The organism is Nocardioides szechwanensis, from assembly GCF_900103935.1.
GTDB lineage: Bacteria > Actinomycetota > Actinomycetes > Propionibacteriales > Nocardioidaceae > Nocardioides > Nocardioides szechwanensis.
On sequence record NZ_FNIC01000005.1, the window covers coordinates 105,964 to 126,276 of the forward strand.

Annotated in this window: 21 protein-coding genes; 13 read left to right on the forward strand and 8 right to left on the reverse strand. The window is 72.2% G+C overall.

Features of this window, described 5'->3' with window-relative positions; all coding sequences use genetic code 11:
* The first annotated feature begins 38 nt into the window (after positions 1-38).
* Entirely contained in the window at positions 39-284 is a 246-nt protein-coding gene (locus tag BLR90_RS21055; RefSeq protein ID WP_091025675.1) for a hypothetical protein, read from the forward strand.
* Here the strand turns inward: BLR90_RS21055 and BLR90_RS13125 are convergent.
* The 3 genes from BLR90_RS13125 to BLR90_RS13135 all read right to left on the reverse strand — a co-directional run bounded on the left by BLR90_RS13125 (position 281) and on the right by BLR90_RS13135 (position 4,834).
* A complete protein-coding gene (locus tag BLR90_RS13125; protein WP_091025676.1) occupies positions 281-1,933 on the reverse strand; it encodes a DNA repair helicase XPB in 1,653 nt (550 codons plus the stop codon). The genes BLR90_RS21055 and BLR90_RS13125 overlap by 4 nt on opposite strands.
* 96 nt (positions 1,934-2,029) lie before the next feature.
* Positions 2,030-2,560, reverse strand: a complete 531-nt coding sequence (locus tag BLR90_RS21490) for a CGNR zinc finger domain-containing protein (RefSeq protein WP_091025677.1) — start codon at positions 2,558-2,560, stop codon at positions 2,030-2,032.
* A 9-nt stretch (positions 2,561-2,569) separates the two neighbouring features.
* Positions 2,570-4,834, reverse strand: a complete 2,265-nt coding sequence (locus BLR90_RS13135; protein WP_091025678.1) for a helicase-associated domain-containing protein — start codon at positions 4,832-4,834, stop codon at positions 2,570-2,572.
* A 42-nt stretch (positions 4,835-4,876) separates the two neighbouring features.
* Here BLR90_RS13135 and BLR90_RS13140 point away from each other — a divergent pair, with 42 nt between their 5' ends.
* The 4 genes from BLR90_RS13140 to BLR90_RS13155 are packed head-to-tail and all read left to right on the forward strand — an operon-like array spanning position 4,877 to position 8,433.
* A complete protein-coding gene (locus BLR90_RS13140) occupies positions 4,877-5,698 on the forward strand; it encodes a PP2C family protein-serine/threonine phosphatase (RefSeq protein ID WP_091025679.1) in 822 nt (273 codons plus the stop codon).
* Complete coding sequence (locus BLR90_RS13145; RefSeq protein WP_091025680.1) at positions 5,695-6,876, forward strand: FHA domain-containing protein; 1,182 nt, start codon at positions 5,695-5,697, stop codon at positions 6,874-6,876. The genes BLR90_RS13140 and BLR90_RS13145 overlap by 4 nt, the downstream gene beginning before the upstream one ends.
* A 19-nt stretch (positions 6,877-6,895) precedes the next feature.
* Entirely contained in the window at positions 6,896-8,026 is a 1,131-nt protein-coding gene (locus BLR90_RS13150) for an RDD family protein (protein WP_091025681.1), read from the forward strand.
* Positions 8,023-8,433 (forward strand): SRPBCC family protein, encoded by a 411-nt coding sequence (locus BLR90_RS13155; RefSeq protein WP_091025682.1) that lies wholly within the window; start codon positions 8,023-8,025, stop codon positions 8,431-8,433. Before BLR90_RS13150 ends, BLR90_RS13155 begins: the two co-directional genes overlap by 4 nt.
* 3 nt (positions 8,434-8,436) lie before the next feature.
* On the opposite strand, the gene lepB is transcribed toward BLR90_RS13155, so the two are convergent.
* Positions 8,437-9,168 carry a signal peptidase I gene (gene lepB, locus BLR90_RS13160; protein WP_245715306.1) on the reverse strand — a complete coding sequence of 244 codons (732 nt, stop codon included), beginning with the start codon at positions 9,166-9,168 and terminating at the stop codon, positions 8,437-8,439.
* Positions 9,169-9,244: 76 nt separating this feature from the next.
* On the opposite strand from lepB, the gene BLR90_RS13165 reads away from it, so the two are divergent.
* Complete coding sequence (locus BLR90_RS13165; RefSeq protein ID WP_091025683.1) at positions 9,245-10,861, forward strand: AMP-binding protein; 1,617 nt, start codon at positions 9,245-9,247, stop codon at positions 10,859-10,861.
* Here the strand turns inward: BLR90_RS13165 and BLR90_RS13170 are convergent, their stop codons facing one another.
* Entirely contained in the window at positions 10,862-12,988 is a 2,127-nt protein-coding gene (locus BLR90_RS13170) for a S8 family serine peptidase (protein WP_170254396.1), read from the reverse strand.
* 89 nt (positions 12,989-13,077) lie between these two features.
* On the opposite strand from BLR90_RS13170, the gene BLR90_RS13175 reads away from it, so the two are divergent.
* Both BLR90_RS13175 and BLR90_RS13180 read left to right on the forward strand, forming a co-directional pair.
* Positions 13,078-13,692, forward strand: coding sequence for an HAD family hydrolase (locus BLR90_RS13175; protein ID WP_245715307.1), 615 nt, complete (start codon positions 13,078-13,080; stop codon positions 13,690-13,692).
* 49 nt (positions 13,693-13,741) lie between these two features.
* On the forward strand, positions 13,742-14,137 hold the full coding sequence (locus BLR90_RS13180; protein ID WP_091025686.1) for a cold-shock protein: 396 nt from the start codon (positions 13,742-13,744) through the stop codon (positions 14,135-14,137).
* Between the two features lie 79 nt (positions 14,138-14,216).
* Here the strand turns inward: BLR90_RS13180 and BLR90_RS13185 are convergent, their stop codons facing one another.
* Positions 14,217-15,614, reverse strand: a complete 1,398-nt coding sequence (locus tag BLR90_RS13185; protein WP_091025687.1) for an MFS transporter — start codon at positions 15,612-15,614, stop codon at positions 14,217-14,219.
* Between the two features lie 53 nt (positions 15,615-15,667).
* Here BLR90_RS13185 and BLR90_RS13190 point away from each other — a divergent pair, with 53 nt between their 5' ends.
* Positions 15,668-16,480: a DUF3027 domain-containing protein gene (locus BLR90_RS13190; RefSeq protein ID WP_371863186.1), complete on the forward strand. Its 813-nt coding sequence runs from the start codon at positions 15,668-15,670 to the stop codon at positions 16,478-16,480.
* A 14-nt stretch (positions 16,481-16,494) separates the two neighbouring features.
* Here the strand turns inward: BLR90_RS13190 and BLR90_RS13195 are convergent, their stop codons facing one another.
* The gene (locus BLR90_RS13195; RefSeq protein ID WP_091025876.1) at positions 16,495-17,046 is read right to left on the reverse strand and encodes a Dps family protein; all 552 of its coding nucleotides are present in this window, start codon (positions 17,044-17,046) and stop codon (positions 16,495-16,497) included.
* A 74-nt stretch (positions 17,047-17,120) separates the two neighbouring features.
* On the reverse strand, positions 17,121-17,438 hold the full coding sequence (locus BLR90_RS13200) for a DUF2530 domain-containing protein (protein ID WP_245715309.1): 318 nt from the start codon (positions 17,436-17,438) through the stop codon (positions 17,121-17,123).
* 102 nt (positions 17,439-17,540) lie between these two features.
* On the opposite strand from BLR90_RS13200, the gene BLR90_RS13205 reads away from it, so the two are divergent.
* The 4 genes from BLR90_RS13205 to rpsG all read left to right on the forward strand — a co-directional run bounded on the left by BLR90_RS13205 (position 17,541) and on the right by rpsG (position 20,279).
* On the forward strand, positions 17,541-17,987 hold the full coding sequence (locus tag BLR90_RS13205) for a MarR family transcriptional regulator (RefSeq protein WP_245715310.1): 447 nt from the start codon (positions 17,541-17,543) through the stop codon (positions 17,985-17,987).
* The gene (locus BLR90_RS13210) at positions 17,984-19,237 is read left to right on the forward strand and encodes an MFS transporter (protein WP_091025690.1); all 1,254 of its coding nucleotides are present in this window, start codon (positions 17,984-17,986) and stop codon (positions 19,235-19,237) included. Before BLR90_RS13205 ends, BLR90_RS13210 begins: the two co-directional genes overlap by 4 nt.
* A 197-nt stretch (positions 19,238-19,434) precedes the next feature.
* Positions 19,435-19,809, forward strand: a complete 375-nt coding sequence (gene rpsL / locus BLR90_RS13215; RefSeq protein WP_028636428.1) for a 30S ribosomal protein S12 — start codon at positions 19,435-19,437, stop codon at positions 19,807-19,809.
* A complete protein-coding gene (gene rpsG / locus BLR90_RS13220) occupies positions 19,809-20,279 on the forward strand; it encodes a 30S ribosomal protein S7 (protein ID WP_091025691.1) in 471 nt (156 codons plus the stop codon). The genes rpsL and rpsG overlap by 1 nt, the downstream gene beginning before the upstream one ends.
* Positions 20,280-20,313 lie beyond the last annotated feature (34 nt).

Genomic DNA, 20,313 nt, shown 5'->3' on the forward strand with positions numbered 1-20,313 from the left:
CGTGGTTTCGGCACTGCCCTTCGGGGCAGGGTCGAGCCATGACCCAGCCCCCGCAGCCCCCCGTCGACCCCAACGCCGGCTGGCTGCAGCTGACCCTCCAGGGCAGTGTCCTCACCAGCAGCGTGGTGCCGCCTACGGTGCGGCTCAACGGCCACCAGGTGCCCACGTCGTACGGGCTGAACACGATCCCGCTCCCGGCCGGCCGGTGGCACGTCGACGTCCACTGCCAGTGGCTGCGGCAGTGCGGGCAGGCGCTGATCGTGGCCGCCGCCATCCTCGGCTAGGACACCGGGCCAGCGGGCAGGTCCTCGGCGTCGATGATCCGGTAGGCGTAGCCCTGCTCCGCGAGGAAGCGCTGCCGGTTCTGGGCGAAGTCCGCGTCGACGGTGTCGCGGCTGACGATCGTGTAGAAGTGCGCCGACTTGCCCTCCGACTTGGGCCGCAGCAGCCGCCCGAGCCGCTGGGCCTCCTCCTGGCGTGAGCCGAACGAGCCGGACACCTGGATCGCCACCTCGGCGGACGGCAGGTCGATCGAGAAGTTGGCGACCTTGCTCACGACGAGCAGCCCGACCTCCCCGGTGCGGAACGCCTCGAAGAGACGCTGGCGCTCCTTGACCGGCGTCTCGCCCTTGATCACCGGTGCGTCGAGGGCGGCGGCGAGCTCGTCGAGCTGCTCGATGTACTGCCCGATCACCAGCGTCGGCTGGCCCGGGTGCTGGGCGACCAGGTCGCGCACGACCTGGATCTTGTGGTGCGTGCACGACGCCAGCCGGTAGCGCTCCTCGGGCTCCGCGGTGGCGTAGACGATCCGCTCGTTGGTCGGCAGCGTGACCCGGACCTCGACACAGTCGGCCGGGGCGATCCAGCCCTGGGCCTCGATGTCCTTCCACGGGGCGTCGTACCGCTTGGGGCCGATCAGCGAGAACACGTCGCCCTCGCGGCCGTCCTCGCGCACCAGCGTCGCGGTCAGGCCGATCCGCCGACGGGCCTGGAGGTTGGCGGTCATCCGGAAGATCGGCGCCGGCAGCAGGTGGACCTCGTCGTACACGATCAGGCCCCAGTCGCGGGCGTCCAGCAGCTCGAGGTGGGAGTAGACGCCCTTCCGACGCGTCGTCATGACCTGGTACGTCGCGATCGTGACGGGCCGGATCTCCTTGACGGCGCCGGAGTACTCGCCGATCTCGTCCTCGGTCAGCGACGTGCGCCGGACCAGCTCGTCCTTCCACTGGCGTGCGCTCACCGTGTTGGTGACCAGGATCAGCGTCGTGGCCTGGGCGTGCGCCATCGCGGCTGCCCCGACCAGCGTCTTGCCGGCGCCGCAGGGGAGGACGACGACGCCGGACCCGCCGTGCCAGAACGACTCGGCCGCATCGCGCTGGTAGTCGCGCAGGTGCCACTCGCTCTCGTCGAGGCTGATCGGGTGGGCCTCGCCGTCGACGTAGCCCGCGAAGTCCTCGGCCGGCCAGCCGAGCTTGAGCAGTGCCTGCTTGAGGTTGCCGCGCTCGGAGGCGTGCACGAGCACGGTGTCGTCGTCGACGCGGTTGCCGAGCATGCCGGCGATCTTCTTGGCGCGCAGCACCTCCTCGAGCACGGGGCGGTCGTTGGAGGCCAGCACCAGCCCGTGGACCGGGTGCTTCTCCAGGCGGAGCCGCCCGTAGCGCGCCATCGTCTCGGCGACGTCGACCAGCAGCGCGTGCGGCACGGCGTACCGGCTGAACGCGAGCAGCGTGTCGATCACCTGCTCGGCGTCGTGTCCCGCGGCGCGGGCGTTCCACAGCCCCAGCGGCGTCAGCCGGTAGGTGTGGATGTGCTCGGGGGACCGCTCCAGCTCCGCGAACGGCGCGATCGCCCTCCGGCACGCCTGTGCCTGCTCGTGGTCGATCTCGAGCAAAAGGGTCTTGTCCGACTGGACGATGAGGGGGCCGTCGTTCACCTCGTGAGTTTACGGGCCGGGGTAGTACGGAACGTTATCGACGCAGATCGCGCCAGATCACGTCGAAAACGTTCCGTACTTTCCGGGAGGAAGAACCTACGCAGACTTGGCGACCGCGCGCTGACGGGCGCGGTAGGCGGCGACGTTGGCGCGCGAGGAGCAGCGGTCGGAGCAGTAGCGGCGCGACTGGTTGGGGGAGGTGTCGACGAAGACGTTGGTGCAGGGGGTCGACTCGCAGACGCCGAGGCGGGTCGGGCCGAGGTCGCACACGAGGGTGGCCAGGCCGAGCAGGGCCTCGCCGATGAGCAGCTCGGCGACCGACGCGGCCTTGGTGGCGACGTGGAGGTGGAGGTCGCCGGGGTCGTGGTCGGAGATCCGGGGCGTGATCGGGTGGCGGACCATCAGCTCGTTGAGGCCCTCGATGACCCCGCGGTGGTCGTCGACCGACGACGCCTCGAACACCGGGCGCAGCTCGCGCTGGAAGCGCCGCAGCTGCTGGCAGTCGCGCTCCGTGCACTGCGAGTGCAGCCATTCGCGGCCCTCGAGGTGGCCTACCAGCGCGTCGACGTCGACCAGCTCCGTGTTGAGGAGACCGGCCGATCGCTCGGCGTACCTGATGAAGTCCACGTCACCAGTCTACGAAGGAACGTCCAACGGTTTGACCGAGGTGATGCGGTGGACAGCGAAGGTGCGTACGTCGTCGGAGCGGTGGTCGCGCGCGGTGAGCTGCCCGCCCTCCACGGAGAGCGGGTCGACGATCCGGTCGGAGGCGCTCCCGTGGTTGTCCACGTAGCTGATCAGGACCGCCCCACCGATCTCGATCGCCTCCCGCAGGGCGGCCAGCGAGCCGCTCGGCGACAGGCTGGCCGAGCCGGCGGGTCGCGAGGCCGCGGCCCGGTCCCCGGCACGTACGGCGGTGATCACCGCCGCCACCCGGGCCGTCTCGTGGGCGCTGGTCGCGGCCGCCCGGCGCACCCGCGGGGTGCGCGCGCGGAGCTGGTCGGGCCGGGTCACGCGCACCGACCCATCGGCCGCCTCGACGACCGGCGCGGCCCCGAGCTCACGCAGCCGGGGGAGCAGCACCTCGATCGGGGTGTCGCTGATCAGCACCGTGGGCGCGAGCCGGCGCAGCCCCAGAGGCCCGACCTTGGGGTGGTGGAGGAGCTCGGTCAGTGCCGTCTCGTCGTCGGAGCGCAGGAACGACTCGGCCTGGCCGACCCGCACCGCCCCGAACGTGCGCACGGTGTCGTCGACGAGGTAGGTCAGCGGCTGCGGCACCGGCGTGCGCGAGACCGTGCCGAGGAACTCGTGCACCTCGGCTGCCGTCCAGCCCACGTCGAGCGCACGTCGTACGGACTGCGGCGTGAAGCGGTAGACCGTCGCGCCACCGCGTGACTCCACGTCGGCGACCAGCTGGAGCTTGCGGGCCAGACCTGTCTCGAGCGGGCCGGGCGCGACCGCGGTGAGGTCGGCCTGCACCAGCACGTGGTCGACCGGCTCGGGCAGCAGCACCCCCAGCGCGTCGCCGGGGTCGTCGCCGGCGAGTAGGAGCCGGCCGTACGACGCCAGAGCGCCGAGGCCGGTGAGGCCGAGCGCCGCGGCCTCGTGGACCGCCCAGGCGGCCTGGTCGGCGCGGGTGCGGGGCCGGCGCGGCCGCAGCCAGGCGAGCCGGGCGACCAGCGACGGCAGCCCGGTGCCGGAGGCGAGCACCTGGCCCGGTGGCAGCTCCGCGAGCACGCGCAGCGTCATCAACCGGGTCTCGGGCATCGAGCGGGAGGTCAGCTCCGGGGTGAGCGCGTTCCACGGCTTGCCCGCCGGGTCGCGGGTGCCGACCAGACCGGGCAGCCGGGGGCTCTCCAGCCACGAGCGGGCCACGAGCGCCCAGCGCTGGGGCAGGTCCTGGGTGGACCAGCCGTCGAAGACGTCGGTCGGCACCCACACCGGGTTGCCGTCGGAGTCGGCGCGCGAGGCCAGCAGCCCCGCCGTCGACGCCGTCTCGATGATCAGCGCCGCGGCCGGCTCGTCGACGTGGAGGAAGGTCGCCGCGGCCTTGAGCTCGCGGACGCCGAGGCCGCCGCTGCGCAGCGCGGAGGGTGGGTGGGTCCCCCAGTGGTCGAGCAGCAGCTCGAGACGCCGGACCAGCTCGAACGCCGCTCCGGCGGCGACCCGGTCGACGAGCGCGGGCTCGCGCGGCGTGGTCGACAGCTCCGGGGGTACGTCGACCGGTGCGGTCGTCGTACGGCCGCCGCGCAGCACCAGGCCGACCTCGCCGGGGAGCACCACCGACCCACCACCGCGTGGCACCAGCAGCCGTCTCGAGAGCAGCTCCTCGGCGGGGTTGGCGGCCTCCTCGGGCAGCACCGTGTGCCGGGCGGCGCTGGTCGTGGCCTGGCCACCCTGCTCGAGGACGTGCTCGAGCAGCGCCCGCGCCGCGGGGGAGAGCTCGGCCAGCCGGCTCGCGACCTGGTCGGGGGTGAGCGGGTCGGCGCTGCGCGGCTGTAGCCCGCTGACGCCGGCGTCAGGCCCCCCGGTCATGCCCTCGGCGACGCCGGTGAGCGGCCGCAGTCCGGCGGTCGACTCCCACACGAGCGCGAGGTCGACGAGACGCTCCAGCGCGGCCTTGACGGCGGCGGTCGTGGCCTGGACTGATGTGCAGAGTTCGGCCGGTGTGGTTTGACCGCTGACCACGAGGGCATCTAGGACACAGAGCTCGAGGCGCGTCAGGCTGTCGAGGGCCCGGACGACCGACGTACGCACAGCAGCTCGCGACGCGAGCTGACCGAAGTCATGAGGGGCGGGAGTGGCCAGATCCGGACGCTCGGACAGCAGGCGTGACAGACGCTCGTCCGGCCAGCTGCGCAGCTGGTCGGCGAGCGACCGGAACCCACTCGTCCTCCCCATCCTTCCCACGCTATCGGCCCGCCCCACACCCGGCGGCCTCGGATGACCGGGGTGGAGCTGCACCACGGTGTCGCCACCGACGTCGGCCTGGTCCGTGAGGTCAACGAGGACGCCTTCCTGGTGGCGCCTCCGGTGTTCGTCGTCGCCGACGGCATGGGCGGCCACGACCGCGGCGACGTCGCCGCCGGGATCGTGGTGGAGGAGTTCGGCCGGCTGGCCGACCAGGGCTACGACCCGGCGCGGGGGGCCGCGGTGATCGCGGAGACCTTCGTCGAGTGCCAGGTCAGGATCGCCGAGTACGACGCCAGCCAGCGCGCCCAGGGAGCCACCGACTTCCACGCCGGCACGACCGCGGTCGTCGCGCTGCTGATCGAGCAGTCTGGGAAGCCGAAGTGGCTGCTCGCCAACCTCGGCGACTCCCGGGTCTACCGCTACAACCACGGCGCGCTGGAGCAGGTCAGCGTCGACCACAGCCTGGTCCAGGAGCTGGTGGAGTCCGGCGCGATCACCCAGTCGGCCGCCGCCGTCCACCCCGAGCGGCACGTGATCACCCGCGCGCTGGGCGGCTCGGGCAGCACCGAGGCCGACTACTTCGTGCTCCCGCTGTCCGCGGCGGAGCGTCTGGTGCTGTGCTCCGACGGGGTCAGCGGCATGATCGACGACCGGCGGATCGAGGAGATCCTGGGCTCCGCGGGCGACCCCCGCGACGCCGCCGACCAGATGGTCGCGGCAGCCGTCGCGGCGGGTGGGCGGGACAACGCCACCGCGGTGGTCGTGGATGTGGTGGGATTGGTCGCCGAGACGCCGTACGACTCCGAGCGCCAGCGGGTGAGTCTCGAGACGAAGTTGGGAGCCCTGCCATGAGCGACGACAGCGTGTGGTCCTACCGGCCCGGCGACTGGTTGGCGATCTTCGGCGCCGCCACGACGCTGCTGCTCCCCGCCAGCGAGAAGGCGCGTGCCGCCCAGCTGTGGGATCTCGTCGACGGCGGCGCCGGCTTCGACCAGACCCTCGACTGGGTGCTCGCGCCGGGCCTCAGCGTGCTGCCGGCGTTCGTGCTGATCGCCACCGACGAGGGACCCACGAAGGTCATCGTGCGCGGCCAGGGCGTGCGCGCCACGCTGACCACCGAGGCCGAGACGGTCGTGCTCGACGGGTCGACGGTCACCACGTGGGTCGAGCGCACGCTCGACCGGGTGACGGCGCTGTCCGTCGAGGTCGGCGACGGGGTCGACGGACCCGACCACCTGATCCGCGGTGGCCTGGTGCGGGTCGCCCGGATCGACCTCCCTCCCTACAGCCCGCCCGTCGAGGAGCAGCCCGAGCCCGTGCTCCCGCCCCTGGACCGGCCGGACGCCGACCCGGTGGACGCCGATCCCGTGGACGATGAGTCTGAGGAGTCCGGCCCTGAGGAGGCCGTCGAGCCGCCCGAGCTGCTCACCGAGCCGATGCCACTGCCTATCTCGGAGCCCAGCCCGGTCTGGGACGACGACGCCGCCACGGTTCCGCCGCCGCCGCCGCCGCCGCCGGCCCCGCCGCTGCCGCCGCCGTACGTGCCGCCGGTGCTGCCTCCCGGTGACCTGGCCGGCGGCGACCACGACGGGATGACCCAGGCGGGTGAGAGCTCCGACGAGTTCGCCCACCCCCAGCCGGGGATCCCGGGCCAGCCTCCGGCGCCCAGCGTCACCCGGCCCGTGGCCAAGCTCGTGATCTCCAGCGGCGAGACCGTCGCTGTCGACCGGGTCGTGCTGATCGGCCGCGCCCCCGAGGCCCGCCGGTTCACCGCGACCGAGCAGCCCCGGCTGGTCACCGTGCCCAGCCCGCTGCACGAGATCTCCTCGACCCACGTCGAGGTCCGCCCGGGCACCGGCGCCGACCACGGCAGCGCTGTCGTGACCGACATGGGCTCGACCAACGGCACCGTCCTGGCCCAGCCCGGCCTCGGCCCCGAGGACCTCAAGCCGGGGATCGCCGTACAGCTGATCCCCGGGGCGGTCATCAACCTGGGCGACGGGGTGACCATCCAGGTCACCAACCCCTGACCACCGTGACGGTGACCCGATGAGTCACGCGCCGACGGACGCCGCGACCTACCCCCCTGCCGAGCTCGACCGGCGCTTCTACGCCTTCGCCGTCGACCGGCTGGTGGCATGGGGCCTCTACGCCGCGGCGTCGTACGCCGCCTGGCGCTACCTGATCGAGCCCGGCGACGTGGGCGCCGGCATCGCGGCCATCGTCGCGACCGTGCTCGTGGTCGGTCTCTGCTTCTCGCTCCTGCTCGGGCTGGTCGGCACCTCCCCGGGCAAGGCGCTGGTCGGCCTGCGGGTCGTCGAGGTGTCCTCCGGCTCGGCCATCGGCGTCGGCCGGGCACTGCTGCGCACGCTGGTCCTGGGGGTGGCCGCGCTGCCGACCTTCGGCCTCGGCGTGGCCACGCTGGCCTGGACCGCGGTGATGGACCGCGGCAAGCAGCGCCGCGGCTGGCACGACTACGTGAGCCACGCGGTCGTGGTCGACGTACGCCCGGCGCCGGTGGTCGACGAGGTCGTCGCGGAGCGCCCGCGCCAGATCGTCAACCTCACCGCGATGCGGCTGGTGCCGGCTCCGGTGGCGGCGCCGCCGTCCACCCCACCGCGCGCCCCTCGCCCGAGCAGCCCGCCGCAGCCCCGGACCGCGCCGGCTCCGTCCGCCCCCGCGCCGGCGCCCGCCGCGCCGCTGCCCCCGCGTCCGACGACGCCGCCCCCCGCGACACCGCCTCCCGTGACGCCGCCTCCCGTGTCCGTGCCGTCCGCCCCTCCGGCGGCGCCGGAGCCCACCCGGGTGCCCAAGCTCGGCCACCCGCTGGTCGCCGCACCCCCACCCGGACCGCGCTGGCGGGTCACGTTCGACACCGGGGAGACGTTCGTGGTCAACGGCCTCGCGCTCGTCGGACGCCGCCCCGAGGCGCGCCCCGGCGAGAGCGTGAGCCACCTGGTCCCGCTGCGGTCGAGCGACATGTCGCTGTCCAAGACCCATGCGCAGTTCCAGGTCACGCCGGCCGGTGCGCTCGTGGTCATGGACCGCGGCTCCACCAACGGGTCGGTCGTGATCCGGCAGGGTGTGTCCAAGGCACTCACCGCGGGCCGTCCGGCCACGCTGCTCGCCGGCGACAAGGTGCGCTTCGGTGACCGACAGATGACAGTGGAGCAGGCATGACCTTCGACTACAGCCGTACCGTCACGACCACCGCACCGCCCGCCGCGGTGTGGGCGCTGTGGTCCGACACCACCACCTGGCCCGACTGGGACCCCGCGGTCCAGCAGGTGAGGCTGGACGGTCCGTTCGCGGAGGGCACCACCGGGACGATGGTGCTCACCGGCCCGATCGAGGTGCCGGTGAGCCTCGAGGTCGTGATCCCCGGCAGCCGCTATCTCGACCAGCTCACCATGGGCGAGCTGGTCATCCGGATCGACCACGTCGTACGCCCCACCGACGACGGCGGCTCCGAGGTCACCGTCAGTACGACGATCGAGGGCCCGGGCGCCGACGACATCGGTCCGATGGTCACCGCCGACGCGCCGGTCGCCATGGAGGCCCTGATCGTCGCCGCCGAGGCGTCCTAACGCTCAGTCCGCGTCGGGCACGTTGTCGAAGACATCGGGCGTCCCGATGAGCTCGGCGCGGCCGAGCGGCCAGACCAGCGCGAACACCTTGCCGACCACGAGGTCGATCGGCACGAACGCGTCGTTGGGGTCGCAGTTGGGGCCGGCGTTGACGCACAGCCGCGCCGAGGAGTCGGCCGACTGGTTGCGGTTGTCGCCCATGACGAAGAGCGAGTCCTCGGGCACCGACTCGACGGTCCAGTCACACGCCGGACCGGGCATCGGCCCGTCGCACTTGGGTTGGGGCTTGATGAAGTCGTCCTCGTCGAGGGCCACGCCGTTGACCGAGATCCGGCCCTCCGCGTCGCAGCACACGATCTCGTCGCCGGGCAGGCCGATCACCCGCTTCACCAGGTGGCCACCGCTCGGGTAGAGCCCGATCTTGGTGAGCACCTTCACCAGCGGGCTCGCGGGCTCGGGGGCGAGCCCGGTGAGCCAGCCGCCCGGGTCCTCGAAGACCACGACGTCACCCCGGTCGGGGGAGCCGCCGAACCAGTAGGACACCTTCTGCACGAGGATCCGGTCGTTCTCGACCAGGCCCGGCTTCATCGACGCCGACGGGATGTAGAACGCCTGCACGAAGAGGGTCTTGATCACCAACGCCAGCAGGATCGCGATGGTCAGCAGCATCACCGTCTCGAGCCACAGGGGGAGCTTGCGCTTCGTGGGCTCCTCGGGAGCGTCTGCGTCGGGCACGGGTGGACACTACGCCGCTCCACGTGGCCCGCGGGGCCAACCCCGCGGCAACGTGAGGCGTCGTACGGTGCGGGGCATGGATGCCGCCGCCACCGGAGAGCTCGAGCCTGCCCTGCTCGAGGAGACCATCGGAGCCAACTTCGCGCGTACGGCGGCCGAGCACGCCGACCGGGAGGCGCTCGTCGAGGTCGCCTCAGGGCGCCGCTGGACGTGGGCGGAGCTCGACCGCGACGTCGACGACCTGGCGCAGGCCCTCATCGCGGCCGGGCTGGAGCCGGGCGACCGGGTCGGCATCTGGGCGCCGAACTGTGCCGAGTGGACGCTGACCCAGTACGCCACCGCGAAGGCCGGCGTGGTGCTGGTCAACATCAACCCGAGCTACCGCACCCACGAGCTCGCCTACGCGGTCAACCAGTCGGGGCTGCGACTGCTGGTCGCTGCCTCCCGCTTCAAGACCAGTGACTACCGCGCCATGGTCGAGGAGACCCGGGACCAGTGCCCGACGCTGGAGACGGTGGTCTACCTCGAGACCGACGACCTGCCCGGCTTCGTCGAGGCCGGCCGGGGTCTCCCGGCCGACGCGCTGCCGCGGCGCATGGCCGGGTTGAGCCCGGACGACCCGATCAACATCCAGTACACCTCCGGCACCACCGGCTTCCCCAAGGGCGCCACCCTGAGTCACCGCAACATCCTCAACAACGGCTACCTCGTGACCGAGCTGATCAACCTCACTCCCGAGGACCGGCTGTGCATCCCGGTGCCCTTCTACCACTGCTTCGGCATGGTCATGGCCAACCTCGGCTGCACGACGCACGGCGCGACCATGGTGATCCCGGCGCCCGGCTTCGACCCCGAGATCACGCTGCGCACGATCGCGGAGGAGCGCTGCACCGGCGTCTACGGCGTCCCGACGATGTTCATCGCCATGCAGAACCACCCGACCTTCGCCGACCACGACCTCTCGTCGCTGCGCACCGGGATCATGGCCGGGTCGATCTGCCCGGTCGAGGTGATGCGGCGCTGCATCGACGACATGCACATGGCCGAGGTCGCCATCGCCTACGGCATGACCGAGACCTCGCCGGTCTCCTGCCAGACCTGCGCCGACGACGACCTGGACCGACGTACGGCGACGATCGGGCGGGTCCACCCGCACGTCGAGATCAAGATCGTGGACCCGGTCACCGGCGAGACCGTCCAGCGCGGGCAGCCGGGGGAGTTCTGTACCCGCGGCTACTCGGTGATGCTCGGCTACTGGCAGGACCCGGAGAAGACCGCCGAGGCGGTCGACGCCGACGGCTGGATGCACACCGGCGACCTCGCCGAGATGCGCGAGGACGGCTACTGCAACATCGTCGGGCGGATCAAGGACATGGTGATCCGCGGCGGCGAGAACATCTACCCGCGCGAGATCGAGGAGTTCCTCTACACCCACCCCGACATCGAGGACGTCCAGGTGATCGGCGTCCCCGACGAGAAGTACGGCGAGGAGCTCTGCGCGTGGATCAAGATGCGCGCCGGCGCCGCGCCGCTGGACGCCGACTCGGTGCGGGCGTTCGCCACCGGCAAGCTCGCGCACTACAAGGTCCCGCGCTACGTGCGGGTCGTCGACGAGTTCCCGATGACGGTGACCGGCAAGATCCGCAAGGTCCAGATGCGTGAGGAGACTGCGCGGGAGCTCGGCCTGGCCTGATCAGCGGACAATGACCGGGACCGTGGTGACGGTGCCCGTGGCGCCGCGCCAGGTCACGAAACCGTCGTCGGGTCGCCGGGAATGCCCGAGCACGCGCACCGTGTAGTTGCCGCTCTCGCCGGGCGCCAGGCGCAGTGCGGCCGGGGTCACGACGACCTGGTGGTGGGCGAACCCGCGGGCCACGGAGGAGAAGTAGAAGCCGCGGCGGCCGACGTTGGTGACCGTGCGGGTCACCTCGCGCACGCCACGGCGTACGACGACGGAGGAGATGTTGAGCTCCTCGAGCCGTCCCTCCCACCACGCGCGGTAGTCGGCGGGGTCGAGCCGGTGCAGGAGCCCCGGTCGGAGGGCCTTCTCGGTCTGCACGAGGCCGGCGCCGGCCCGGGCGACCGACGTGCCGCGCAGGCGGTCGGCGGTGGTGGCCAGGGCGGAGCGGGCGTCGGCCGCCGACCAGTCCCGGCTGCCGAGGAGCACGGCGGCGGCCCCGCTGGTGAAGGCCGTGGCCGCGGACGTCCCGGTCACGAAGTCCCAACGGACGTCGCTCGAGCGCGGCGGCACCGCGCCGAGCACGCCGACGGCCGGCGCGACCAGGTCGGGCTTGACCAGGCGGGCGCTGCCGGCGCCGGACCAGGCCGCCACCGAGCGTCCGTGGGTGGTCATGCCGCCGGGCCGCAGGGAGATCCGGCCGGCCGGGTGGCGGGCCAGCCAGCGCTTGACCGCGACGCCGCCCGCGCGGTCGACGTGGACGGTGGGGACGCGGTGGAAGTCGGCGTCGGTGGAGCCGGGACGCACGTTGGTGAGCACCATGCCGACGCCGTCGGCGAGCGCGACCGCCTCGGACTTGTCGACCCGGCCGACGCCGCCCCGGTCGCAGACCACCACGCGGCCGTCGACCGCCGCCGCGTCGAGGCTGCCGGGCGTGCAGACGCGGGCCGCACGGACGGTCGCGCCGGGCGCCTTGGCGCGCGCCGCGAGCACCATCCGGGCCGGGCCGACGCCGCGCTCGGAGACCATCGCACCCGGCACGTCCGGAGCACCCGGGAGTACGACGGCGCCACGGCGTTGGGCGCCGAGCGCACCGCCGACGGTGGTCACCCAGGGACTCGGGTGGGCCGAGGCCGCCCCGCCGTTGCCGGCCGCGGCCACCACGGCGATGTCGGCCTCGGCGGCGCCGAGCAGCGCCAGCTCGACGGTGTCGATCCGGGGCGGTCCGCCGACGGCGAGGCTGAGCACGTCGACGCCGTCGCGGGTCGCGGCGTCGACCGCGGTGACGAGGTCGGCGGTCGCGCAGCCGTCGTCGGCGGGGTCGGGGGCGCCCCAGCAGGCCTTGTAGACGGCCAGCCGCGCCTGCGGGGCGACGCCCGAGAAGCGCCCCAGCCGCTGGTCGTGCACGCGCACGTCGACCCCGGCGTTGCCCGCCGCGATCGAGGCCATCTGGGTGCCGTGACCGTCGTCGTCACGAGCCGACAGGCTGCTGGCGGCGCTCACGTCGTCGGCGCCGAACCCCTCGACGTACCAGCGGGCGGCGACCAGCTTGTCGTTGCAGACGGGGGCGTCGTCGCCCCGCTCGCAGCTCCCTGCGAAGCCGGGGGTCCGGCGTCCGAAGTCCGGCGTCCGGGCGAACAGCGGGCCCTCCGGCGAGATCCCCGAGTCGACGATCCCGATCACGACACCGGCACCGCCTCGGTGCTGCCCGGCGGCGCCCGGGCCGGGCGTCCCCGCCGCCCCCGAGGCCAGTGGGCGGACGCTGTTGCGCTCGACGAGCGCCACGGCGGGGTCGTCGGCGAGCTCGGCGGCCTGGTCGGGGGTCAGCAGCACGGCGTAGCCGTTGAGTGCCGTCGTCCAGCGGTAGACCGGTTCGGCCGCCCCGACCCGCGCGAGCGTCCGGTCCTGCGCGGCCCACAGCTGCGTCGGCCCGAGGAGGCTGGGACCGCGGTCCGAGGCGGCCAGGCCGGGACCGCGCAGGGTCACCAGGTGGAGCGCGGCACTGACCGGCGTCCCTTCCGGCGAGGCATCCGGGCCGGCACCCACGGCGCTGCCGGGGGCGGCCAGCACGGCACATGCGAGCGCGACGACACCGGCCAGGCGCGTCGCGCGCTGACCCTGCCGGCGTACTGCTGTGTGCACGGCGTCGTCGTCCTTCCCCCAGTGAGCCGTCCATTCTGTCTCACGAACCCCAGAAGTGTCAGTTGTCGACCGCGTCCTACGCTGGCGGGGTGCCCTCATCCCCGCTCGTCGTCGGCTTCGACCTCGACATGACCCTCATCGACACCGTCCCCGGCTTCGGGGCGGTGCTGGAGGTCCTGGGCGACGAGCTCGGGGTCACCTTCCCGGTGCTGGAGATGACCGCGCAGCTCGGCCCGCCGCTCGAGACGATGCTGTCCGGCCACCTGGACGAGGACGCGATCGGGCCGGCCGGCGACCGGTTCCGCGAGCTCTACCCCGCCCATGCCATCTCCTCGGTGCCGGTCCTCGAGGGGGCGCACGAGGCGATCGCCGCCGTACGACGTCACGGCGGCCGGGTCCTCGTCGTCACCGGCAAGTACCCCCGCAACGCCGAGCTCCACGTCGAGCACCTCGGCCTCGACATCGACCTGCTCGAGGGCTGGGTGTGGGGAGTCGGCAAGGCCGACGTGCTCCGCCGGGAGGGCGCCGCGATCTACGTCGGCGACCACGTCCACGACGTGGAGGGCGCGCTCGCGGCCGGCGTCCTCAGCGTCTCGGTGCTGACCGGCGGCTGCACCCGTGCGGAGCTCGAGGCGGCCGGCACCCACGTGGTGCTCGACGGCCTGGCGGATTTCCCGTCGTGGCTCGACGCCCACATGGCCTAGTGTTCAACGTCGCGCTCGGAACGGCCGGGCGGTCTAGAGAGGTCTGACCGTGCCCACAGGCAAGGTGAAGTGGTTCGACGCCGGCAAGGGGTTCGGCTTCCTGTCCCAGGAGAGCGGCCCCGACGTCTACGTGCACACCGACGCGTTGCCCGAGGGCACCACCACCCTCAAGCCCGGCACCCGAGTCGAGTTCGGCATCGCTCAGGGCCGACGCGGCGACCAGGCCCTCCAGGTGCGGATCCTCGAGGCCCCGGCCTCGGTCTCGCGCAACCAGCAGCACGCCAAGCGGCGCGCGCCCGAGGAGATGGCCCCGATCGTCGAGGACCTGATCGGGCTGCTCGACGGCGTCGGTGAGGCCTACCGTCACGGCCGCCACCCCGACGCCCGCACCGCCAAGCCCGCCGCCAAGCTCCTCCGCGCCCTGGCCGACGAGCTCGAGCTCTGACCCTCGGCTCCAGGAAAGTACGGAACGTTTTCAACCTCGGATAGCCCGTGAGAGGTCGAAAACGTTCCGTACTTTCCCCTCAGAGTGGGGTAGGGTCGGCGATCGGACGGCCACGGCGGGGACGGCTGGCCAGCACGAAGAACGTCCAGGCGGCCAGCACGGCGGCGGCCACGCCGAGTCCGAGGCGGGGGTAGAGCGGCAGGGCGATGCCCACGAAGCCGCCGATCACCCAGGCCAGCTGGAGCGTGGTGTCGCTGCGCGCGAACGCGCTGGCCTGGACCCGCGGCCGGACGCCGGCCTGGATCGTGGCGTCGAGCGACACCTTGGCCAGCGACTGCGCCAGCCCCGCGGTGAGTCCGATCATGGCGAGCGCGATCACGCCGTAGAAGACGCCGGCAAGCAGTACGACGACCGCGTCGGCGAGCAGGGCGGCGACCACCATGATCGCGGGGTTGATCTTCTTCAGCAGCGACGCGCACAGGATGCCGATGGTGTTGCCGAGCCCGGCCCCGCCGATCACGATGCCCAGCAGCAGCTCGGGCGCGTAGTCGCCGATCGGGTTGTCGCGGAACAGGAACGCCATGAACATGGTGAGGAACCCCGAGAGCCAGCGGGGCCCGCAGTTGGCGCGCAGCGCGAAGGAGACGGCCGGGGGGATGCGCGTGCCACGCCGGCCATCGCTGTCGGTGCGCAGGACCATCGACTGCTCACCCGCACTGGAGTCGACCTGCTCGGGCAGCCGGATCGCGGCGACCGTGCCGAGCACGAAGATCAGGAACGCGAACCGCAGCGACCACTCCGCCCCGAAGGTGGCGGCGAGCCCCGCGAACGGCGCCGCGACACCGGCACCCACGACGCCGGACAGCGAGACCCGCCCGTTGGCCTTCACCAGCGTGAGGTCGTCGGGCAGCAGACGGGGTACGGCGGCGGCGCGGGTCACGCCGTACGCCTTGGACGAGACGAGCACCCCGAGCGTGGCGGGGAACAGCCAGACCGAGTCGTTGGCCACGGCGTCGGCGAGCACCCAGCACAGGAAGCCGCGCAGCGCGAAGGTGCCACCCATCGCCCAGCGCCGGCCGTGGCTGAACCGGTCGAGGAACGGGCCGATCAGCGGCGCCACGATCGCGAACGGCAGCATCGTGAGCCCGAGGAACAGGGCGACCTGACCGCGCGCGTCGCTGGTCGCGCCGGCGAAGAAGAGAGTGCCGGCAAGTGAGATGACGACCGCCGCGTCGGCGGCGGCGTTGCATGCGTGCAGCTCGATGAGCCGCGACAGTCCGGACTTGTCGGCACCCTGCGCGTCGGCCGCCCGGCGCGCCTGTCGCACCGTGAAGGACCCGGCACGTCCGGTGACGCGCGCCGCGCCGCGCACCCCGCGGGCGGTCACCTTCGCGCCGGTGCCGAGGCCACGGCCCACCGCACGCGCCCGGTCGCCGGAGCCCGGGCTCGGGGGAGGCTCGGGGGGTGGCGACGTCATGGGCACATCCTGCCCGCTCGCCGGGTGTCCCGGGCCGGACACCCCGGCCCGACCTGACAGCCGCACACCCGATGAGTCATGCTTTGGCCGTGGCCATCATCGTGCGCAGCAAACCCGACCCTGTGGCCGCGGCAGCGGTCGACGAGGCACGCTCCGCGTTGCTCGAGGACGTGGACGCCGCCGACGTCGGCGAGCACCTCGGCTCCCAGGCCGAGGGCGAGCGCGTGGTCACCCATCTGTTCGCGTGCACCCGCAAGGGCTACGTCGGCTGGCGCTGGTCCGTCACCGTGGCCCGCGCGTCGCGCCAGAAGTCGGTGACCGTCGACGAGGTCGTGCTGATCCCGGGCGACGAGGCGATCGTCGCTCCCGAGTGGGTGCCCTACCGCGAGCGGCTCCAGCCGGGCGACCTGTCGCCGGGCGACCTGCTGCCCGTCGCCGACGACGACCCGCGACTGGTGCCGACGTACTCCTTCGGCGACGACCCGCTCGACGCCGACGAGAAGGCCCAGATCCGCGAGGTGGCCAAGGACCTCGGCCTCGGCCGCGTCCGCACGCTCTCGCCCGAGGGCCGCGACGTCGCTGCCGAGCGTTGGTACGACAGCGACGCCGGCCCCGGCTCACCCCTGGCCCAGGCGGCGCCCGACACCTGCTTCACCTGCGGTTTCCTGGTGCGCATCGCCGGTCCGCTGGGGGGCACGTTCGGCGTGTGCGCCAACGGCGACGCCAACGACGACGGCCGCGCGGTCTCGTTCGACCACGGCTGTGGTGCGCACTCCGAGGTCCGCCTCGCGAAGAAGCACGAGCGCGAGCCGATGCCGGAGCACGCGTTCGACACGCTCTCCAGCGACGGCTACGAGCTCATCTGAGCCCTACCGCTGACTCACTCAGCAGCGGCGGCCGCGGCCTCCTGCTCGGTGCCGGCGCCCTCGGTCGACAGGTGGCCGCCCTTGTCCTCGAGGTGCGCCCGGACGAACCAGTGGAACAGCTCGATCTGCTCGGTCTGCCCGATGAACATGTCCTCGGTGACCGGGTCGAGCTCGCCGAGCTCCTTGATCCCGTCGCGGTAGCTCGTGATCACGCCCTGGTAGACGAGGTCGAGCGCGCCGAGGTGCTCCTGGGTGGTGGCCCGGCCGATGGAGTACTCGTCCCAAGTGCGGGCCGCGACCAGCGCGCCCGGCGTACCGACGGGGGAGCCACCGAGGGTCGCGATCCGCTCGGCGAGGTCGTCGGCGAAGCCGCGGACGGCCTCGACCTGGGGGTCGAGCATCTCGTGCACGGCGATGAAGTGCGGGCCGACGACGTTCCAGTGCACGTGCTTGAGGGTGAGGTGCAGGTCGTTGCAGGCGTTGAGCCGGTCCTGGAGGAGCTCCACGACGCGCTTCGCGTCGGACTGGGTCATGCCGGGGACGGTGTAGTGCAGCTTGGTGGTCATGCCCGTGCGGTTACCCGTGCAGGGCATGCCCAAACGGCCTGTCGCCCAGATCGCCGTCATCTCGCGGGGAGGAGTCAGTCGACGGTGGAGGTGTCGGGCGTCTCGGGTGTCTCGGCCTGGAGCTCGGCGCGGAAGGCGCGTCGGCGGCGGCAGTACTCCAGGCCGAACAGGCCGAGCCCGACCCCCGCCAGGCACATCCACAGCCACCAGGTGTTGTCGTCGTCAGCGAGCCGGCCGTAGAACGGCAGCAGCGCGACGAAGCCGAGGAAGAAAACGGCGGTGCCGACCTGCACGGTGCGTACGCCGTCGACGTCGAGCGGCTCCACGTCGGCCAGGAGGTAGGTGCGGTTCCTGAACTCGTGCGCCATCGGCTGGTTGTCGCGGAGCTCCACGCCTCCAGGCTAGTCCCTCCACCGGGGCCGCGGTGCCGCGCCGATCACCCTGATGGGCAAAACCTGGAATACTTAGCATAGGTAATGACTTATGCTAACGATATGCCCACCGTGGAGAAGGTCGCCCGCACCGACGCCGGACTCGCCTCAGTGCTCCGGCTGTCCGTCATGCGCCTACGCCGGCGCCTCGCCAGCGAGCGCCACCCCGACAACGTCCTGAGCATGAACGCGATGGCGGTGCTCGGCGCGCTCTACCGCAACGGCGAGCTCACCGTCGGCGACCTCGCCAAGATCGAGATGGTGCAGCCGCCGAGCATGACCCGCTCCGTCAACTGCCTGGTCGACGGAGGGTTCGCGAGCCGCCGCCCGCACGACACCGACGGCCGCCAGGTCCTGGTGGAGCTGACCGAACGAGGACGCACCACCCTGCTGGCCGACCGCGCCCGGCGCGACGAGTGGCTGACGCAGCGGCTGCGTGACCTCACCCCCGACGAACGTGCCGTGCTCCGCCGCGCGGCCCCGATCCTCGAAAGGCTGGCGTCTGGTTGAGCCCCACCTTCCGCTCCCTGCACAACCCCAACTACCGGCTGTACGCCGTCGGGAACCTGGTGTCCAACGTGGGCACCTGGATGCAGCGCGTCGCGCAGGACTGGCTGGTGCTGCTGCTGACCGCCAACAGCGCGGCGGCGATCGGCATCACCACGGGGCTGCAGTTCCTCCCCTTCCTGCTGCTCTCGCCGGTGGCCGGGCTGGTCGCCGACCGGATCCCCAAGCGCCGGCTCCTGCAGATGACCAACATCGGCATGGCGGTCCCGGCCCTGGTGCTCGGCCTGCTCGCGGTGACCGGCACGGTCCAGATCTGGCACGTCTACGTGCTGGCGCTCGTGCTCGGCGTCGCCTCGGCCTTCGACGCCCCCGCGCGCCAGTCCTTCGTCTCGGAGATCGTCGACCCCGAGGACCTCACCAACGCGGTCGGCCTCAACTCGGCCGGCTTCAACTCCGCGCGCATCCTCGGCCCGGCCATCGCCGGCCTGTCGATCGCGGCGCTCGGCTCCGGCGTGGTCGCGACCGGCTGGGTCATCCTGATCAACAGCCTCACCTACGCCGGCCCGATCCTCGCGCTCGCCCGGCTCGACGGCGCCGCCCTCCACGTCGCCGACCTCGTCAAGCGCGAGGCCGGCCAGATCCGGGCCGGTGTCTCCTACGTCCGGATGCGCCCCGACCTGATGCTGATCCTCGGGATCGTGTTCTTCACCGGCACCTTCGGGCTCAACTTCCAGATGACCTCGGCCCTGATGGCCACACAGGTCTTCGACAAGGGCTCGGCCGAGTACGGCCTGCTCGGCACGTTCATGGCGGTCGGCTCCCTGGCGGGCTCGCTGCTCGCGGCGAGCCGCGAACGGGTGCGGCACCGGCTCGTGGTCGGCGCAGCCGTGATCTTCGGCCTGCTCGAGATCGTCTCCGGCCTCGCGCCGTCGTACCTCGTCTTCGCGCTGCTGTGCCCCCTGCTCGGCATCACGGCGCTCACCATGATCACGAGCGCCAACGCGTTCATGCAGCTCAACACCGACGCGGGGATGCGCGGGCGGGTGATGGCGCTCTACATGATGATCTTCATCGGCGGTACGCCGCTGGGCGCGCCTCTGATCGGGTGGGTCGGCGAGGCTTTCGGGGCGCGCTGGACGCTGATCGCGGGGGGTGCGCTGACGGTCCTTGGCGTGCTGTTCTCGAGCGCGGTCTACCTGTGGTCGAAGGCCCGGGCCGAGGCGGCGGTCTCCGGCGAGCTGGTCCGCGTCTGAGCGTCGCTCGGCCGGCGGTGGCCGCGTTTTGACCCTCACTCGGGCGGCCGGTAATCTCGTTCCTCGTGTCTGGTACGACCAGACCGTTGCGCGTGCCCAAATCCGGGCGCACTCACCACAGGCACACAGATCCAACGTATTTCGCCGTGCTCGGCAAGGCGCCGAGCACTGATAGTCACCAGAAAGGGAACCGCCAGGTGCCCACGATCAACCAGCTGGTCCGCAAGGGCCGCCAGGACAAGGTGTCGAAGAACAAGACGCCTGCCCTGAAGGGTTCGCCCCAGCGCCGCGGTGTCTGCACCCGCGTCTACACGACCACCCCGAAGAAGCCGAACTCCGCTCTGCGCAAGGTCGCCCGCGTGCGCCTGTCCAGTGGCGTCGAGGTCACCGCCTACATCCCGGGTGTCGGTCACAACCTCCAGGAGCACTCCATCGTGCTCGTCCGCGGCGGCCGGGTGAAGGACCTCCCCGGTGTCCGCTACAAGATCATCCGCGGCACGCTCGACACCCAGGGTGTCAAGAACCGCAAGCAGGCGCGCAGCCGTTACGGCGCCAAGAAGGAGAAGAGCTAATGCCCCGCAAGGGTCCCGCCCCCAAGCGGCCGATCGACATCGACCCCGTCTACGGGTCGCAGCTCGTCTCCCAGCTCGTCTCCAAGGTGCTGCAGGACGGCAAGAAGCAGGTTGCTCAGCGCATCGTCTACACCGCGCTCGAGGGCTGCCGCGAGAAGAACGGCACCGACCCCGTCGTCACGCTCAAGCGTGCGATGGACAACGTGAAGCCGTCCATCGAGGTCAAGTCCCGCCGCGTCGGTGGCGCCACCTACCAGGTCCCGATCGAGGTCAAGGGCACGCGTGGCACCACGTTGGCGCTGCGCTGGCTCGTCGGCTACGCCGCCGAGCGTCGTGAGAAGACCATGGCCGAGCGCCTCATGAACGAGATCCTCGACGCCTCCAACGGCCTCGGTGCCGCTGTGAAGAAGCGCGAGGACACGCACAAGATGGCCGAGTCCAACAAGGCCTTCGCTCACTACCGCTGGTGACCAATGCGTGAGGGGTACGCCGTACCCCTCACGC

Excerpts from the sequence above, each read along its gene's own strand:
- BLR90_RS13135 (WP_091025678.1), bottom strand. The coding sequence starts at position 4,834 with ATGGGGAGGACGAGTGGGTTCCGGTCGCTCGCCGACCAGCTGCGCAGC.
- BLR90_RS13140 (WP_091025679.1), top strand. The coding sequence starts at position 4,877 with ATGACCGGGGTGGAGCTGCACCACGGTGTCGCCACCGACGTCGGCCTG.
- BLR90_RS13195 (WP_091025876.1), bottom strand. The coding sequence starts at position 17,046 with ATGACCACCAAGCTGCACTACACCGTCCCCGGCATGACCCAGTCCGAC.
- BLR90_RS13150 (WP_091025681.1), top strand. The coding sequence starts at position 6,896 with ATGAGTCACGCGCCGACGGACGCCGCGACCTACCCCCCTGCCGAGCTC.
- BLR90_RS13185 (WP_091025687.1), bottom strand. The coding sequence starts at position 15,614 with ATGACGTCGCCACCCCCCGAGCCTCCCCCGAGCCCGGGCTCCGGCGAC.
- rpsG (WP_091025691.1), top strand. The coding sequence starts at position 19,809 with ATGCCCCGCAAGGGTCCCGCCCCCAAGCGGCCGATCGACATCGACCCC.
- BLR90_RS13205 (WP_245715310.1), top strand. The coding sequence starts at position 17,541 with ATGCCCACCGTGGAGAAGGTCGCCCGCACCGACGCCGGACTCGCCTCA.
- BLR90_RS21055 (WP_091025675.1), top strand. The coding sequence starts at position 39 with ATGACCCAGCCCCCGCAGCCCCCCGTCGACCCCAACGCCGGCTGGCTG.
- BLR90_RS13165 (WP_091025683.1), top strand. The coding sequence starts at position 9,245 with ATGGATGCCGCCGCCACCGGAGAGCTCGAGCCTGCCCTGCTCGAGGAG.
- BLR90_RS13145 (WP_091025680.1), top strand. The coding sequence starts at position 5,695 with ATGAGCGACGACAGCGTGTGGTCCTACCGGCCCGGCGACTGGTTGGCG.
- BLR90_RS13155 (WP_091025682.1), top strand. The coding sequence starts at position 8,023 with ATGACCTTCGACTACAGCCGTACCGTCACGACCACCGCACCGCCCGCC.